General features: G+C 66.3%; 15 protein-coding genes. 8 read left to right on the top strand and 7 right to left on the bottom strand.

The features are described 5' to 3' along the window. The first annotated feature begins 91 nt into the window (after positions 1-91). The 6 genes from fabR (at position 92) to ABB25_RS02770 (ending at position 9,617) form a co-directional block, all read left to right on the top strand. Complete coding sequence (gene fabR / locus ABB25_RS02795) at positions 92-751, top strand: HTH-type transcriptional repressor FabR (protein WP_057663431.1); 660 nt, start codon at positions 92-94, stop codon at positions 749-751. A gap of 330 nt (positions 752-1,081) precedes the next feature. Continuing rightward, positions 1,082-2,119: a hypothetical protein gene (locus ABB25_RS02790; protein WP_244477736.1), complete on the top strand. Its 1,038-nt coding sequence runs from the start codon at positions 1,082-1,084 to the stop codon at positions 2,117-2,119. A gap of 82 nt (positions 2,120-2,201) precedes the next feature. After that, a complete protein-coding gene (locus ABB25_RS02785) occupies positions 2,202-4,178 on the top strand; it encodes a BCCT family transporter (protein ID WP_057663429.1) in 1,977 nt (658 codons plus the stop codon). Between the two features lie 232 nt (positions 4,179-4,410). Further along, positions 4,411-7,002, top strand: a complete 2,592-nt coding sequence (gene mutS, locus ABB25_RS02780) for a DNA mismatch repair protein MutS (RefSeq protein ID WP_057663426.1) — start codon at positions 4,411-4,413, stop codon at positions 7,000-7,002. A gap of 188 nt (positions 7,003-7,190) precedes the next feature. Further along, a complete protein-coding gene (locus tag ABB25_RS02775; protein WP_083488070.1) occupies positions 7,191-8,831 on the top strand; it encodes a catalase in 1,641 nt (546 codons plus the stop codon). Between the two features lie 174 nt (positions 8,832-9,005). Further along, the gene (locus ABB25_RS02770) at positions 9,006-9,617 is read left to right on the top strand and encodes a DUF937 domain-containing protein (protein ID WP_057663423.1); all 612 of its coding nucleotides are present in this window, start codon (positions 9,006-9,008) and stop codon (positions 9,615-9,617) included. A 127-nt stretch (positions 9,618-9,744) separates the two neighbouring features. Here ABB25_RS02770 and ABB25_RS02765 read toward each other — a convergent pair whose 3' ends face one another. Further along, positions 9,745-10,161, bottom strand: coding sequence for an RNA-binding S4 domain-containing protein (locus ABB25_RS02765; protein WP_057663421.1), 417 nt, complete (start codon positions 10,159-10,161; stop codon positions 9,745-9,747). Positions 10,162-10,296: 135 nt separating this feature from the next. Between ABB25_RS02765 and ABB25_RS02760 the strand changes: the two genes are divergently transcribed. Continuing rightward, positions 10,297-11,745 (top strand): MATE family efflux transporter, encoded by a 1,449-nt coding sequence (locus ABB25_RS02760; protein WP_057663418.1) that lies wholly within the window; start codon positions 10,297-10,299, stop codon positions 11,743-11,745. A 111-nt stretch (positions 11,746-11,856) separates the two neighbouring features. Here ABB25_RS02760 and rplS read toward each other — a convergent pair whose 3' ends face one another. From rplS to ffh, 5 genes are all read right to left on the bottom strand, one after another. Next, positions 11,857-12,264, bottom strand: a complete 408-nt coding sequence (gene rplS, locus ABB25_RS02755) for a 50S ribosomal protein L19 (protein WP_057663416.1) — start codon at positions 12,262-12,264, stop codon at positions 11,857-11,859. 165 nt (positions 12,265-12,429) lie between these two features. Beyond that, complete coding sequence (gene trmD / locus ABB25_RS02750; protein WP_057663413.1) at positions 12,430-13,176, bottom strand: tRNA (guanosine(37)-N1)-methyltransferase TrmD; 747 nt, start codon at positions 13,174-13,176, stop codon at positions 12,430-12,432. 5 nt (positions 13,177-13,181) lie between these two features. Then, positions 13,182-13,700, bottom strand: coding sequence for a ribosome maturation factor RimM (rimM, locus tag ABB25_RS02745; protein WP_152980951.1), 519 nt, complete (start codon positions 13,698-13,700; stop codon positions 13,182-13,184). Positions 13,701-13,742: 42 nt separating this feature from the next. Next, positions 13,743-14,000: a 30S ribosomal protein S16 gene (gene rpsP, locus ABB25_RS02740; protein ID WP_057663408.1), complete on the bottom strand. Its 258-nt coding sequence runs from the start codon at positions 13,998-14,000 to the stop codon at positions 13,743-13,745. A gap of 133 nt (positions 14,001-14,133) precedes the next feature. Further along, on the bottom strand, positions 14,134-15,513 hold the full coding sequence (gene ffh / locus ABB25_RS02735) for a signal recognition particle protein (protein WP_057663406.1): 1,380 nt from the start codon (positions 15,511-15,513) through the stop codon (positions 14,134-14,136). 107 nt (positions 15,514-15,620) lie between these two features. Between ffh and ABB25_RS02730 the strand changes: the two genes are divergently transcribed. Beyond that, positions 15,621-16,409 (top strand): cytochrome C assembly family protein, encoded by a 789-nt coding sequence (locus ABB25_RS02730; RefSeq protein WP_057663404.1) that lies wholly within the window; start codon positions 15,621-15,623, stop codon positions 16,407-16,409. A 31-nt stretch (positions 16,410-16,440) separates the two neighbouring features. On the opposite strand, the gene ABB25_RS02725 is transcribed toward ABB25_RS02730, so the two are convergent. Further along, entirely contained in the window at positions 16,441-17,058 is a 618-nt protein-coding gene (locus ABB25_RS02725; protein WP_152980949.1) for a hypothetical protein, read from the bottom strand. Between the last annotated feature and the right edge of the window lie 7 nt (positions 17,059-17,065).

Genomic DNA, 17,065 nt, shown 5'->3' with positions numbered 1-17,065 from the left:
GTGGCGACTATACGGCCACACATACAGGCGTGTATACATCTGTATATTCACAGGCGCGCTATCATTCATGCTGATAACCGCGATTGCCCCGATGACATCCCACGCCCCGGCCAACGACCTCGATACGCCAGCGCCGCGCAAGGCTGGCATTTCCCGTGACGACCTGCTCGCTGCCGCCCTGGCACTGATCGGGCCGCACCGCAGTGTCTCGACCCTGAGCCTGCGCGAGGTCGCCCGTGAGGCGGGCATCGCCCCGAACTCGTTCTACCGCCAGTTCCGCGACATGGACGAGCTGACCGTCGCGCTGATCGAACGGGCCGGGCAGTCACTGCGCACGATCATCGGCCAGGCACGGCAGCGCGCGGCCGGCTCCGACCGCGGCGTGGTGCGGCTGTCGGTGGAAACCTTCATGGAACAGCTGCGTGCCGACGACAAGTTGATGCATGTACTGCTGCGTGAGGGCACCGCCGGCTCCGATGCCTACAAGCAGGCAGTGGACCGCCAGCTCAACTACTTTGAAGACGAGCTGCAACGCGACCTGATCCGGCTGGCCGCCGCCGACAACGGCGCGGTGCTGCTGGAACCGGCACTGGCCGCCAAGGCCATCACCCGGCTGGTATTTGCCATGGGCAGCACGGCCCTGGACCTGCCGCCGACCCGGGATGAAGAGCTGATCGTGCAGATGAGCCACATGATCCGGATGATCATTACCGGCGCGCGCACCCTGGCCGGGCATCCGCCACGCGACTGAGCCGATATCAGCACAACAAGACACCCTCGAGCAATACCCCGGCCAGGCCCGCCCATCGACAGCCTGCGCCCCGGGTTCCAGGCATGATGATGGCTTGGCACAGCCCGCACCGGGAGCACCCCGCAGGCGCAGGCCGGGTCAGCAAGCCAGCAGGAAATCCGCAAAAAATCCCCTGAAATGGTGAAAAACTCGAAAAATTTCAGGGGAAAAGCCCGTTGGCGCTAAACTAGGCCGTTTTCAGCAATGAAGATGGAGGCACAGCAACTGCTCGTGAGGACTCTCCCCCTGATCATCGCGGCCACCCTTTCCGGAGGTTTCACCGGAAACGCAATGGCCGAAAACAGCACAGAAAAAGACAGCTATCTGGACGTCGGCGGCGCCATCCGTTTCAACTACGGCTGGCTGGATTACGGCTCCACCGACGGCATCGACCTGGAACTTCTGCGCGCCGACCTGAAAGCCGGCACCGGCCCTCTGTCCTTTTCTGCCCAGTACCGCTGGTACGACGGCTTCGATGCCATCCACCACGCCTGGCTGGGCTGGCAATTCACTCCGGACACGGCCCTGAAAGCCGGCATCCAGCAGGTACCCTTTGGCCTGTTGCCTACCGCCTCGCACAGTTTCTGGTTCGGTTCCGGCTACTACCTCGGGCTGGAGGATGACTACGACCCCGGCCTGGTGCTGAGCCGGCAACACGGCAGCACCCAGTGGCATCTGGGCTGGTTCAGTGGCGATGAATACGGCGATGCCCGCCGCTACGGGCGCTACTCCTTCGACATCGCCGCCACCGACGCCCTGCCCTACCGCGAGCGAGACCGTGTACATGCCCGCATCGAACACCGCGGCGGCGACACCGGCAGCCAGTGGTTGCTGGGAGCTTCCGGCCTTGTCGGCCGGCTGCAGGACATCCACAGCCGCCAGCACCATCGCCAGTACGCTGCAGCCGTCCACGCGCAGTGGCAGCACGGGCCATGGACCACCCAGCTGCAATGGGCCCGCTACCGGCATGACGTGCCCGGCCAGCGCATCGCCCTGTCTGCCTTCCAGGCACCGTTCGAGGTGGCCGCCCATGCCGATGTGCCCACCGCCAACCTGGCCTACGACTTCGGCGCGGTCGGCAGGCTGGAACAACTGACCTGCTACAACAACCTGAGCATGACCCGCCCGCTGGGCAGCCAGCCGGGCCTGCGCAACTCGTGGCAGAATGTCACCGGCTGCAGCCTGCACAAGGGGCCCATGGTCACCTATGTGGACTGGATTGCCGGCAACAACATGTGGTTCGCCGGCGGTCCGGGCATCGGCATCGATGACGGCTCACCCTCACGCTGGCATTCGCGCCTGAACGTGAACATAGGCTTCTATTTCTGAGCCCTCGCCATCGTTGGCACCCTGCTGCCAGGCACCCCCACCTGACGGCCCAACATCCACATCCACATCCACGGAGGAACCCATGCAGAGCCCTGCTCCGCAACAGCCCCCCGTCCGCCAGCGGATCCTTCCGCAGGTGTTCATTCCCACCGCGGCCAGTGTTCTGGCCCTGCTCGCCTTCTCCATCGCCGCCCCCGAACTGGCCACCCGCTGGTTCACAGCGGCCAAGACCTGGGCGGCCAATGATGCCGGCTGGTTCACCATGCTGGCCGTGGCCGGCTTCCTGATCTTTGTGATCAGCCTGGCCTTCAGCCGTTATGGCCAGCTCAAGTTGGGCCCGGACCACAGCCAGCCCGATTACAGCTATGCCTCCTGGTTTGCCATGCTGTTTGCCGCAGGCATGGGCATCGGACTGATGTTCTTCGGCGTGGCCGAGCCGATCATGCATTACGCCACACCGCCGGTCGGCACCCCCGAATCCACCGCCGCGGCCCGCCAGGCCATGCGCATCACCTTCTTCCACTGGGGCATCCATGCCTGGGCGATCTATGCGGTGGTGGCCCTGGCCCTGGCCTACTTCGCCTACCGCCACAACCTGCCGCTGCGCATCCGCTCGGCACTGTATCCGTTGATCGGCAACCGTATCCACGGGCCCATCGGCCATGCGGTGGACACCTTTGCCGCACTGGGCACGATCTTCGGCCTGGCCACGTCGCTGGGCCTGGGCGTGATGCAGATCAATGCCGGCCTGAACTACCTGTTCGGGCTGGAAGTGAGCACCGTGGTGCAGATGGGGCTGATCGTGCTGATCACCCTGCTGGCCACGGGCTCGGTGGTGGCCGGGCTGGACAGCGGGGTGCGCCGCCTGTCCGAGCTGAACATGGTCCTGGCGGTGATGCTGCTGGCCTTCGTGCTGGTATGCGGGCCCACCGCCCACCTGATGCAGACCCTGGTGCAGAACACCGGCATGTATGTGTCACAGCTGTTCTCGATGACCTTCAACCTGTACGCCTACGAGCCCACCGGCTGGCTGGGCGGCTGGACCCTGTTCTACTGGGGCTGGTGGATTGCCTGGTCACCATTTGTGGGCATGTTCATCGCACGCATCTCGCGCGGCCGCAGCGTGCGCGAATTCGTGGCCGGTGTCCTGCTGGTGCCCCTGGGCTTCACCTTCCTGTGGATGACCATCTACGGCAATACCGCGCTGTACATGGTACGCGTGGAGGGCCTGGAGGAGCTGGTGCAGACAGTGTCGACGGACAGTTCCACTGCCCTGTTCGCCTTCTTCGAGCACCTGCCCATGACCCTGCTCACCTCATCGCTGGCCGTGCTGCTGGTGGCCCTGTTCTTCGTCACCTCGGCAGACTCCGGTGCCCTGGTCATCGACATGCTCACCTCCAAGGGGGAGGAGGAATCCCCGCTGTGGCAGCGCATCTTCTGGTCGATGCTGGTCGGTGGCCTGGCCATTGCCCTGCTGATGACCGGTGGGCTGGAGTCGCTGCAGGCGGCCACCATTGCCAGCGCCCTGCCCTTCACCGTGATCATGATCCTGATGTGCTGGGGGCTGCTCAAGGCCATGCATCTGGACGCGACCAAACGATCGATCCTGCGTCAGGCGCGCATCCTTCCGGGCACCAGCGAGGACTGGCGCGCGCGCCTGCGCCTGCTGGCGCACAACCCGCTCAAGGTCGAGGTCACCGGCTTCATTGCCGACAAGGTGATCCCGGCACTGGAAGAAGTGGCCGCCGAGCTGCGCAAGCAGGAACTGCCGGTGCAGGTCACCCTTGGCGAGGATGGCCGCGCCCTGTTGCGGGTCGGCCACGGCGAGGAAATGGACTTCTTCTACGCCGTGCGGCCCCAGCCGTATGACCCTCCCAGTTTCGCCCTGCAGGACCCCCGGCGCCCGGTCAAGGAGGGCACCCGCCACTATCGCGCCGAGGTCTACCTGCGCGAAGGCGGCCAGGACTACGACGTGATGGGCTGGCCGCGGGTGCAGCTGATCCACGACGTGCTGGACCAGTACGAACGCCACCGCCAGTTCCTGGACCACGTGCGCTGAGCCCCGATGTACAGACGCCGCCCGCAAGGGCGGCGTTTTTGCAGCACCCGCCGCTCCCCTGCCGCGCCAGTGGACAACTACAGGGCAGGTCGCCTCAACGCGGCAAGCGGCTGCGGTGCACCTGCTGCTCCTGGAGGCTACCCGGCCACTTCCAGCGCCCATCGCCACCGCTCCCGGCCCCTCCCCTACAATGGTCGGCCCCTGCAGGCCAGCGGCCTGCGTCGACAAAGTGATGGACCCCCGCGTGAGTGCCAAGCAGCCCGAACACACCCCGTTGATGAAGCAGTTCTTTGCCGCCAAGGCCGAGCATCCGGACCTGCTGCTGTTCTTCCGCATGGGCGACTTCTACGAGCTGTTCTATGACGATGCGCGCAAGGCCGCACGCCTGCTGGACATCACCCTGACCCAGCGCGGCAGCTCCGGTGGTGCGCCGATCCCGATGGCCGGGGTGCCGGCACATGCTTATGAAAGCTACCTGGCCCGGCTGGTGGCGCTGGGCGAATCGGTGGCCATATGCGAGCAGATCGGCGACCCGGCACTGGCCAAGGGCCTGGTCGAACGCAAGGTGGTGCGCATCGTCACCCCCGGCACGGTCACCGACGAGGCGCTGCTGGACGAGCGCCGCGACACCCTGCTGATGGCGGTAGCGCGCGGCAAGCGCGGCTTCGGCCTGGCCTGGGCGGACCTGGCCGGTGGCCGCTTCCTGGTCAACGAGGTGGAGACCGAGGAACAGTTGGAGGCCGAGCTGGCCCGGCTGGAGCCGGCCGAGCTGCTGGTGCCCGACGAGGACAACTGGCCGGCCTTCGTGGCCCAGCGCCGCGGCGCCCGCCGCCGTGCGCCCTGGCTGTTCGATGCCGATTCGGGCCGCCGCCAGCTGCTGGCCTTTTTCAGGCTGCATGACCTGACCGGGTTCGGCATCGAGGACAAGCCGCAGGCCATTGCCGCCGCCGGTGCCCTGCTCGGCTATGTCGAGGAGACCCAGAAGCAGCAGCTGCCGCACCTGACCGCGATCAGCAGCGAAACGGCCGCCGATGCGATTGCAATGAACGCCGCCACCCGCCGCCATCTTGAGCTGGACAACCGGGTCGATGGCGATACCCGTCACACCCTGCTCGGTGTGCTCGACTCGACCATCACCCCGATGGGTGGACGCCTGCTGCGGCGCTGGCTGCACCGCCCGCTGCGCACCCGCGGTGTGCTGCAGCGCCGCCACCAGGCGGTGGCCACGCTGATCAACCGCGGCGTCGATGCCGACCTGCGCGATACCTTCCGCGGCCTGGGCGATATCGAGCGCATCCTCACCCGGGTGGCCTTGCGTTCGGCACGCCCACGCGACTTCTCCACCCTGCGCGACACCCTGGTGCTGCTGCCGCAGGTGGCCCAGCTGCTGGCCCCGCTCAATGCCCCGCGGCTGGCCGCACTGGCCAGCGAACTGGACCGCCACGGCCACACCGCCGACCTGCTGGTACGTGCGATCGCGCCACTGCCGGCGCTCAAGCTGGTCGATGGCGGGGTGATTGCCGACGGCTTTGACCTGGAGCTGGACGAGCTGCGCCGGCTGTCCACCCATGCCGACCAGTTCCTGGTCGAGCTGGAGGCACGCGAGCGCCAGAGCACCGGCATCAGCACGCTCAAGGTCGGCTACAACCGCGTCCACGGCTACTACATCGAGATTTCCAAGGGCCAGTCCGACAAGGCCCCGGTGCACTACACCCGCCGCCAGACCCTGACCAATGCCGAGCGCTACATCACCGAGGAGCTGAAGGGCTTCGAGGACAAGGTGCTCAGCGCGCGCGACAAGTCTCTGGCGCGCGAGAAGGCGCTGTACGAACAGCTGCTCGATGCGCTGGTGGTCGAGCTGGAACCGCTCAAGCGCTGCGCCGCCGCGCTGAGCGAGCTGGACGTGCTGGCCGGGTTTGCCGAGCGTGCCCAGGCCCTGGACTGGAGCTGCCCGGAGCTGCGCGAGGAGCCCGGCCTGGTGATCGAGCGCGGCCGCCATCCGGTGGTCGAGGCGGTGCGCGATGTGCCGTTCGAGCCCAACGACCTGCAGCTGGACCCGACCCGCCGGATGCTGGTGATCACCGGCCCGAACATGGGCGGCAAGTCCACCTACATGCGCCAGAACGCGCTGATCGTGCTGCTGGCCCACATCGGCAGCTTCGTGCCGGCCAGCCGGGCGTTGATCGGCCCGGTCGACCGCATCCTGACCCGCATCGGCGCCGGTGACGACCTGGCCCGCGGCCAGTCCACCTTCATGGTCGAGATGGCCGAGACCAGCTACATCCTGCACCACGCCAGCGAGCACTCGCTGGTGCTGATGGACGAGATCGGCCGCGGCACCTCCACCTACGACGGCCTGGCCCTGGCCGATGCGGTGGCCCGCCACCTGGCCCAGGTCAACCGCTGCTACACCCTGTTTGCCACCCACTATTTCGAGCTGACCGCGCTGGCCGATGAAGCCGTCGATGGCGGCCCGTCAGGCATCGCCAACGTGCACCTGGACGCGGTCGAGCACGGCGAGGCGCTGGTGTTCATGCATGCGGTCAAGGATGGCCCGGCCAACCGCAGCTTCGGCCTGCAGGTGGCCGCTCTGGCCGGCCTGCCGCGGCAGACCGTGGCCGCCGCGCGCCGCCGGCTGGCCGAGCTGGAAACCCGCAGCCAGGACGATGCCCGCCGCCCGGCACAGGAGCCGGCACCGCAGCAGTTCGGCCTGTTCCCGGCCCCCGTGGATGCGCTATCGGAAGCACTGGACCAGCTCGATCCTGACAGCCTGAGCCCACGCCAGGCACTGGAAGCGCTGTACCAGCTCAAAGCGCTGCGCTGAGGCTGCGGCCGATGCCATTGCCACCGTCCTGCCCCGCTCCCGGGGGCCAGGGCGGTAGGCAGCAACAGTTCCGATAGCCAAAAACTATTGCCCCGACATATTCATTGAACTGCCTTTCCACCGGCCAAGGGGATACAGTCCTGTAACAGACATCTGTTATTCCATTCAGATGATTACAGGAGCACGCCATGAGCAACGACAGCAAGCCGACCTGCCCGTACCAGCACGCACCGTCCGCGGCTGAGGCCGCGCAGACCCAGCGCGACCTTTCGACCACGCCAGCCCAACGCCATGGCGATGCCCCGGTAACCCCGATGACCACCGCCTTCGGTGCCCCGGTGGTGGACAACCAGAACAGCAAGACCGCCGGCCCGCGTGGCCCGCTGCTGATGGAAGACGTGTGGCTGCTGGAAAAGCTGGCCAACCTCAACCGTGAGGTGATCCCCGAGCGACGCATGCACGCCAAGGGTTCCGGCGCGTTCGGCACCTTCACCGTCACCGGTGACATCAGCCGTTACACCCGCGCCAGGATCTTCAGTGAAGTCGGCAAGAAAACCGAGATGTTCGCCCGCTTCACCACGGTGGCCGGCGAGCGCGGTGCGGCCGATGCCGAACGTGACATCCGCGGTTTCGCACTGAAGTTCTACACCGAGGAGGGCAACTGGGACCTGGTCGGCAACAACACCCCGGTGTTCTTCCTGCGCGACCCGCGCAAGTTCGGCGACCTCAACAAGGCGGTCAAGCGCGACCCGCACACCAACCTGCGCAGCGCACGCAACAACTGGGACTTCTGGACCCTGCTGCCGGAAGCGCTGATGCAGGTCACCGTGGTGATGAGCGACCGCGGCATCCCGCGCAGTTTCCGCCACATGCACGGCTTCGGCTCGCACACCTACAGCTTCATCAACCACGACGGTGAGCGGTTCTGGGTCAAGTTCCATTTCCTCTCCCAGCAGGGCATTGAAGGCCTCACTGATGCCCAGGCCGAAGTGCTGGTCGGCAAGGACCGCGAGAGCCACGGCCGTGACCTGTTCCAGGCCATCGAGCGCGGCGAGTTCCCGAAGTGGAAAATGTACGTGCAGATCATGCCGGAGCTGGAAGCGGAAACTTACCGTTTCCATCCCTTCGACCTGACCAAGGTCTGGCCCAAGAGCGATTACCCGCTGATCGAAGTCGGCCAGTTCGAGCTCAACCGCAATCCGGACAACTGGTACATGGATGTGGAGCAATCGGCATTCGCACCGAGCAACCTGGTACCGGGCATCGGCGTGTCACCGGACAAGATGCTGCAGGCGCGGCTGTTCGCCTACTCCGACGCACAGCGCTACCGCCTGGGTGTGAACCATCACCAGATCCCGGTCAACGCTGCCCGCTGCCCGGTGCACAGCAATCACCGCGACGGCGCAATGCGCATCGACGGCAACTATGGCGGCCTGCCGCACTACGAGCCCAACAGCTACGGCCAGTGGCAGGAACAGCCGCAGTACCGCGAGCCGGCACTGAAGATCAGTGGTGATGCCGACTTCTGGAATTTCCGCGAAGACGACAACGATTACTTCACCCAGCCCGGCGCGCTGTTCCGCAGCTACAACGATGCCCAGAAGCAGCGCCTGTTCGAAAACACCGCCCGCGCCCTGGGCGATGCACCGGACTTCATCAAGCAGCGCCACATCGACAACTGCAACAAGGCCGACCCGGCCTACGGCGCCGGCATTGCCGCCGCGCTGCAGAAGCTGGCCGGCATGCAGGTCGATCCGTTCGCTCCGCCCGCCCATCCCGGCCATGACTTCCCGGCTGCCACCCCGGGTGCCGAAGACATCGAGCCGTAACCACCACCCAGCCCTGTGCCTGGCTGCAGCCCCGCCCGCTTGATTGCGGGCGGTGTTGTTTTTGCCCGGCAGCCAAGCCTTCCTGTGCCGAGGCCGGTTGCCGGGCAGACCTTGCCGACAATGAGCGGCCGGTAGCGCTACCATCAGTGCCAACCCACTGCAACGAGCCTTGCCATGAGCCTGACCGACGATCTTCTCTCCCAGCTGCAGGGCGCACCGCTGCAGCAGCTGTCCGCGCAACTGGGCATCGACAGCCAGCAGGCCTCCGGCGCGATCAGTGCGGCGTTGCCGCTGTTGATGGGCGCGCTGGGCAACAACGCGGCCAAACCACAGGGTGCTGAAGCCTTGCTGGGCGCACTGCAGAGCAACCACAGCGGCCTGGACATCAGCAGTGTGCTCGGCGCCGTGCTTGGCGGGGGGACGGCAAGCCCGCAGGCCACCAACGGGGCCGGTATCCTGGGCCATATCCTGGGCAGCAACGAAGCCCGCGCCGAAGCAGGCCTGGCGCAGGCCACCGGCTTGAGCCAGGGCAAGACCAGCGAGCTGCTGAAAATCCTCGCCCCGATCGTGATGGCCTTCATCGCCCAGCGGATCAGCAGCGGTGGCCAGGCCAGCGCCGGCGGCCTGAGCCAGATCCTGGGCAAGGAAAAACAGCATGTGCAGCAGGCCGGCGGCATCGGCGGTGGCCTGCTGGGCAGGATCATCGATCAGGACGGTGACGGCCAGTTCGGCGTTTCGGACCTGATCAAGCTGGGCAGCGGCCTGCTCGGCAGCGGCAAGCGCTGAACGTACGCCAGGCTGCCACTGTCCACCCTCAACACCCGCCTGGCTGCTGGTGTTGAGGTCTCTCCGGGTTGCCTCGGGCCCGCGCAGCACCTACACCTTCAGCGGGCCGCTACCTCAATGGCCAGGCTCAGAGCATGTTCAAGTCACCCAGCGCGCGGATCAGTCGCCGTGCGCGCTTGTCCGGCCGTTGCTCCGGCGGGCGGAACCCGTCACGCATGACCTGCCGTTGCGCCCGCGCCGCTTCGCGCGCCTGGCGCGAGGCCTCCGTCTCGGCATACAGGGCCTGGGCCACCGGCGCCGGGCCACGGCTGTCACTCAGGCCCAGCACCTGGAGCTGGAAGGTCTCCTCGCCACGGCTCACCTGCAGCGCATCGCCGACGCGGACACTGCGCGAGGCCTTGGCACGCTGCCCGGCTACCTCGACCTTGCCGGTTTCAATGGCCTGCTTGGCCAGCGAGCGGGTCTTGAAGAACCGTGCCGCCCACAGCCAGACATCCAGACGGATACCGGCACCCGCCTGGGCCTGCTCAGGATGCTGCGTCAAATTTCCACTCCGCTACGGCGCCATCGCCGGCTCTGAGCTCAAAATAGGGCCGCCCCCGACCCGCTTCAAGGCACCGCATCCACCAGCGTGCCGGGGCAGTGGTAGGGTGGGCATCCCCTTGCCAGCGCTGCACCCATGGCCGCCAGCCAACGCAACCTGACCACCGGCCCGATCGGGTCCTCGCTGCTGCTGTTTGCCCTGCCCATCCTGGCCGGCAACATCGCCCAGTCGCTCAATGGCTCGGTCAATGCAATCTGGGTCGGGCGCTTCCTGGGCGAGAGCGCGCTGACCGCCACGGCCAACGCCAATACCATCATGTTCTTCCTGATCGGCTCGGTGTTTGGCATCGGCATGGCCGCCACCATCCTGATCGGCCAGGCAATGGGAGGTCGACAGATCGGCCAGGCACGCCAGGTGATGGGCACCGCCGCCAGTTTTTTCATCGGCCTCTCGGTGCTGATCGCCATTGCCGGGCAGTTCGCCTCGCACCTGCTGCTGAGCGCGATGGACACCCCGGCTGCCTCGCTGCCGCTGGCCGATGCCTACCTGCGGGTGATCTTCCTGGCCATGCCGCTGCTGTATGCCTTTGCTTTTTTCAGTGCCGCCCTGCGCGGCGCCGGCGATGCGCGCACACCGCTGCGCTTCCTGCTGCTGGCCGTCGTGCTGGATATCGCGCTGAACCCGCTGCTGATCTTCGGCCTTGGCCCTTTGCCGGCGCTGGGCATTGCCGGCTCGGCCTGGGCCACCCTGGTATCGCAGGCCATCGCCCTGCTGGCCATGGCGCTGTACCTGCGCCACAAGCGCCACGTGCTGTGGCTGGGCCGGCGCGACATCGCCCTGTTCATTCCCAGCGCGGTGATCCTGCGCACCCTGCTGGTCAAAGGCATCCCGATGGGCCTGCAGATGGTGCTGATCTCGCTGGCGATGATCATGATGATGAGCATGGTCAATGCCTATGGCACCGATACCGCCGCCGCCTACGGCGCCTCGATGCAACTGTGGACCTATGTGCAGATGCCGGCGATGGCCATCGGTGCGGCCTGCTCCACCATGGCCGCCCAGAACGTGGGGGCACGGCTGTGGTCACGGGTGGAGGCGACCACCCGCTACGGGGTGGTCTTCAACTTCCTGCTCACTGGCGCACTGATCGCACCGATCATTGCGCTGGACCGCTGGACACTGGCGCTGTTCCTGCCCGGTGCCAGCGCGGCACTGGATATCGCCCGCCACCTGAACCACATCGCGGTCTGGTCGTTCCTGTTCTTCGGGGTGAATTTCGTCGTTTCCGGCGTGGTCCGCTCCACCGGCGCGGTCATGGTGCCGCTGCTGATCCTGGCCTTGACCCTGTGGGGCGTGCGCATACCGTTTGCCAACCTGCTGCAGCCGGTTCTCGGGGCCGATGCCATCTGGTGGAGCTTCCCGGTCAGCGCCCTGCTGGCGATGCTGCTGTCATTGGCCTATTACCGCTGGGGCCGCTGGCGCCGGGCACACATGCTGCCCGCAGACGCGCCCGTGGGCGCCAGCCCGGCCGAAGTCCCGGCCACGCCGCCTTCGCCGGTGGCTGACCCGGACCCGGAACGCTGAAGCCAGCCCTCCCCGGCCTACCGGCTTGCGCTGGAAAACCCGGTACGCAGAAAGCAGAAGGCCGCCTTGACGGCGGCCTTCCTTTCAACCTGCCGTTGCCGGCCGGGTTGATTACTCGCTCTTGGCAGCAGCCAGGCGGGCAGCCTTGGCCTGGGCGGCCTTGGCCAGATCTTCCTTGATGCGGGCAGCCTTGCCTTCCAGACCACGCAGGTAGTACAGCTTGGCCTGACGGACCTTGCCGCGACGCTTGACTTCCACCGAGTCAACGACCGGGCTGTGGGTCTGGAACACGCGCTCCACGCCGTAACCGTGGGAGATCTTGCGCACGGTGAACGAGGAGTTCAGGCCGGCATTCTTGGTGGCGATGACCACGCCTTCATAGGCCTGGATACGCTCACGGTTGCCTTCCTTCACCTTGACGTTCACCACGACGGTGTCGCCCTGGCTGAACTGCGGCAGTTCGCGGGTGATCTGGGCGGATTCAAACTCCGCAACGATGGACTTGTTCAGCTTGCTCATGGCTCTACCGATTGTTTATTCGGGTGGGTGTGTCGATATCGACAGCGTGGATCTCATGCAGTCACCGGATTGCGCTGCACGTTTGTTGTTATGCCCCTGCCGCGCGATCAACAGGCGGCAAGAAGTCGCATAGTGTAACCAAAGGCAACAGCCAATGCCACTGGCCTAGGGCTTTTCCTGCGCGCTGTCGGCCTGTTGCAGCAGCTTGCGGTCAGCCTTGGACAGGTCGTGCTGTTCAAACAGGTCAGGCCGGCGCTGACGCGTGCGCAGCAGCGACTGCTGGCGGCGCCAGCTGGCAATGGCGGCATGGTTGCCCGAACGCAGCACCTCGGGCACATCGCCCAATGGATGGCTGGCCGGCTGGCTGTAATGCGGGCAGTCCAGCAGGCCATCGCCCTCGAAGCTGTCCTGCACCGCCGACAGCGCATCACCCAGGGCCCCTTCCTGGACCCGGGTCACCGCATCGATGATCACCGCCGCGCCCAGCTCGCCGCCGGACAGGATGTAATCACCGATCGAGATTTCCTCGTCGACATGCGCGTCAAGGAAGCGCTCGTCGATGCCCTCGTAGCGGCCACACAGCAGCAGCAGCCGCGGCTGGGCCGCCAGTTCACGCACCTTGGCCTGGGTCAGCGGCGCGCCCTGTGGCGAGAGGTAGATCACCCGTGCCGGCGCCGGATCGGCTGCCTTGACCGCTGCCAGCGTCGCCAGCAACGGCTCGATCAGCATCACCATGCCCGGGCCACCCCCAAACGGGCGGTCATCCACCCGGCGGTAGTTGCCGGCGGCGTAATCGCGCGGGTTCCAGCCATGCACCTGGACCAGGCCACGCTCGGCGGCACGCCCGACCACGCCCAGAGCGGCGGACTGGGCGATGAAATCAGGAAACAGGGTGATGACGTCAATGCGCACGGCGGTCAGAACTCCGGATCCCAGTCCACCGTGATCCGGCTGGCGTCAAAATCGACATCGACCACGAAATCCGGACGCACCCACGGGATCATCCGCTCGCGATCACCGCGCACCACCAGGACATCATTGGCGCCGGTGGAGAACAGGTGCGAGACCGTTCCCAGCGCGATACCAGTGGTGGTGAACACGTCCATGCCTTCCAGGTCGACCCAGTAGAACTCGTCCGGACGTGGCGGCGGCAGCGCACTGCGTGCAACCGAAATCTCGGTGCCGCGCATGGCTTCGACCACGTCGCGGTCATCAACGCCGGGAAACGTAGCGATCAGATGCTTGCCGGTATCACGGCCACGCGCACCGCTCAGCTCGGTTTCCACACCCGCCGGGCTGCGCAGGATCCACGGCTGGTACTTGAAGATCGCCGAACGCGGCTCGGTCCACGATTCCAGCTTGATCTCGCCGCGGACACCAAAAGCGCCGACAACCCTGCCCAGCAGGATGCGGCGCTCTGAATTTTTATTCGTCATATGTGTAAAGGGCCGCATCTTGCGATGCGGCCCCTCGTTGAATCAGGCAGCGGCCTGGGCCTTGCCTGCTTCCTTGACCAGGTTGCGGACCTTGTCGGTCAGCTGGGCGCCGTTCTTGACCCAATGCTCGACACGGGCCAGGTCCAGCGTCACACGCTGCTCGTTGCCCTGGGCAACCGGGTTGTAGAAACCAACGCGCTCGATGTTGCGGCCGTCACGGGCGCTACGGACGTCGGTCACGATGATGTGGTAGAACGGACGCTTCTTGGCGCCGCCGCGGGTCAGTCGAATCTTGACCATGGTGTGTTTTCCTATGTAACCCAGTCGCCAGGATGGCGCGGTAAGCGGGCGATTATAGCGGCCGTTGCGGGCCAATCCAAGCCCTTCGCCGCGGCCGATGCTGAACAGCCACCGGCCAGCGCCCTGGGCTGACTCAACGGAACGGCAGCCCGCCCTTCATGCCCATGCCACCCATCATCCCGCGCATCGAACGCAGCATGCCCTTCATGCCGCCGCCGGCCATCTTGCTCATCATCTTTTCCATCTGCAGGTACTGCTTCATCAGACGGTTGACGTCGGCCGGCTGGACGCCGGCACCACGGGCGATGCGGGCACGGCGCGAGCCGTTGAGCAGGCCCGGGTTGCGGCGTTCCTTCTTGGTCATCGAGTTGATGATGGCGATCATGCGCGGCACCTCGCGGCTCTGGCTGACCTGGGCCTTGAGGTTTTCCGGGATCTGGCCCAGGCCTGGCAGCTTGTCCATCAACCCGCCGATGCCGCCCATGTTTTCCATCTGCTCAAGCTGGTCGCGCATGTCGTTGAGGTTGAACTTCTTGCCACTGGCGACCTTCTCGGCCAGCTTCTGCGCCTTGTCCTTGTCGACCTGCTGCTCGACCTGCTCCACCAGCGAGAGCACATCGCCCATGTCCAGGATGCGCCCGGCCACGCGCTCGGGATGGAACACATCCAGCCCGTCGACCTTCTCGCCGGTACCGGTGAACTTGATCGGCTTGCCGGTGATGTAGCGCACCGAAAGCGCTGCACCGCCGCGGGCATCACCGTCGGTCTTGGTCAGCACCACGCCGGTCAGCGGCAGCGCCTCGCCGAAGGCCTTGGCGGTGTTGGCCGCGTCCTGGCCGGTCATCGCATCGACCACGAACAGGGTCTCGACCGGGTTGACCGCCGCGTGCAGGGCCTTGATCTCGGCCATCATCGCTTCGTCAATGGCCAGGCGGCCGGCGGTATCGACCAGCAGCACGTCGACGAAGGACTTCCTGGCATCGGCAATGGCCGCGCGCACGATGTCCACCGGGTTCTGCCCGGCATCGGACGGGAAGAACAGCACGCCGACCTGCTCGGCCAGGGTCTTGAGCTGCTCGATCGCGGCCGGACGGTAGACGTCGGCCGAAACCACCATCACCTTCTTCTTGCGCTTCTCCTTGAGCAGCTTGGCGAGCTTGCCGGTGGTGGTGGTCTTGCCCGCACCCTGCAGGCCGGCCATCAGGATCACCGCCGGCGCCGGCACATTCAGGTTCAGCTCGCTGGCGGTGGAGCCCATCACTGCGGTGAGCTCGTCGCGCACCACCTTGATCAGGGCCTGGCCCGGGGTCAGCGACTTGAGCACTTCCTGGCCGACCGCACGCACCTTGATCTTCTCGATCAGGGCCGAGACCACCGGCAGCGCGACATCGGCCTCCAGCAGCGCGATGCGGACTTCGCGGGTGGCCTCGCGGATGTTCTCCTCGGTCAAACGGCCACGCCCGCGCAGGCGCTCGATGGTGCCGGAAAGGCGCTGGGTCAGTGACTCGAACATGCGATGCAACCTGCGGTTCAGATGGAAGAAACCGCCGATTATACCCGCTGTGCTGCCATACTCGCTGACCCTACGCATTCACCCGGCCGCTGTGCCAAACTCTGGCGATGACAATCGTTCTCATCTCTGTCGTGATCTACCTGCTGGCCACCGGGCTTTCGGCCCAGACCGGCAACCACACCACTGCAGCAGTACGCGGACGTTGGCTCGGATTGGGTCTGGCCGGCATGCTGCTGCATGCCAGCTACCACGTGATGGTGGCCTGGCAGACCCCGGGCGGGGCGGACATGCATTTCTTTGCCGCGCTGTCGCTGGTCGGGCTGGGCATGGCCGCATTGACCAGCGTGGTCGCCATCCGCGGCCAGCTCACCGCCCTGGCGCTGGTGGTCTACCCGCTGGCCGCGGCACTGCTGCTGCTGTACCACCTGCATGGCCACGCGCCGTCGGCGGCGCTGGGCTGGCGACTGGAAACCCATGCCTGGCTGGCCCTGCTGGCCTACGCCACGCTGGCCATCAGCGCACTGCTGGCCTTGATGCTGCGGGTACAGGAACGGGCATTGCGGCAACGCCGTTTCAGTGGCTTGAGCCGCCGTCTGCCGCCGCTGCATGAACTGGAAACCCTGCTGTTCCGCACCATCGCCGTCGGTTTTGCCCTGCTCTCGGCCACCCTGCTCAGCGGGGTATTGTTCGTCGATGACCTGCTGGCGCAGAAGCTGGTGCACAAGACCGTGCTCAGCGTGCTCTCGTGGCTGGTATTCGGCGCCCTGCTGCTGGGGCGCTGGCGCTGGGGCTGGCGCGGTAAAAAAGCCGTGCGCCTGACCTTGACCGCCAGCGTGCTGCTGCTGCTGGCCTTCTTCGGTTCCAAGGCAGCGGTGGAGCTGGTCTTCAACCACTGAACGGGCCGGCAGCCGCGGCCCTTCAGACAGCTCAGGGCCGGGACAGCTCCGGCTGCCACGCCAGCAAGGCATTGCGGTCCGGCCCGCGGCGTTCCTTCAGCCCGGTCAGGAAGGCGGTCACCGCCTCATCTCCATAGGCGCGCCGCGACAGCCCGGTCAGCACCAGCGCACCGTCCAGCTGCCGGTAGTGGTAGGCATTCCACTCCACCACCAGACCGCCGCCGGGCAGCGTCGCCGAGAGCACGAAGTCCACCGCGGCCGAGCCACCGGGGCCGAGCAGCAGCTCACCATTGGCCAGCATGTCGCCCTGCTCGCGCCGGGCCAGGATCTCCTGCAGCTTGCGCTGTGCGGCCTGGACCGGATCGTGGCGTCCCTGCACCAGGTCGATCATCAGCATCTCGGTCTGCTGGCCCAGCACCTGTCCGGGCGGCAGGTATTCCTGCAGTATCCGCCCGGCCGCCGGCTCCGGATGCACCGCAGCCAGCTGGTAGCTGCGTCCACCCAGCTGGTGCCGGAGCGCCATGCCGGTGCGGTCCTGCGGCGCAGCTGCCGCCACCGTCGAGCGGGCGTGCGCAGCCGGGCACGGCGCCACGCCCCAGAGCGCTGCCAGCGCCAGCACCACCACCATCGAACCCATCCTGCCTGTCATCTTCCAC

This window comes from Stenotrophomonas koreensis, from assembly GCF_001431525.1.
Lineage (GTDB): Bacteria > Pseudomonadota > Gammaproteobacteria > Xanthomonadales > Xanthomonadaceae > Stenotrophomonas > Stenotrophomonas koreensis.
This window is presented reverse-complemented; position numbering and strand designations above follow the sequence as displayed.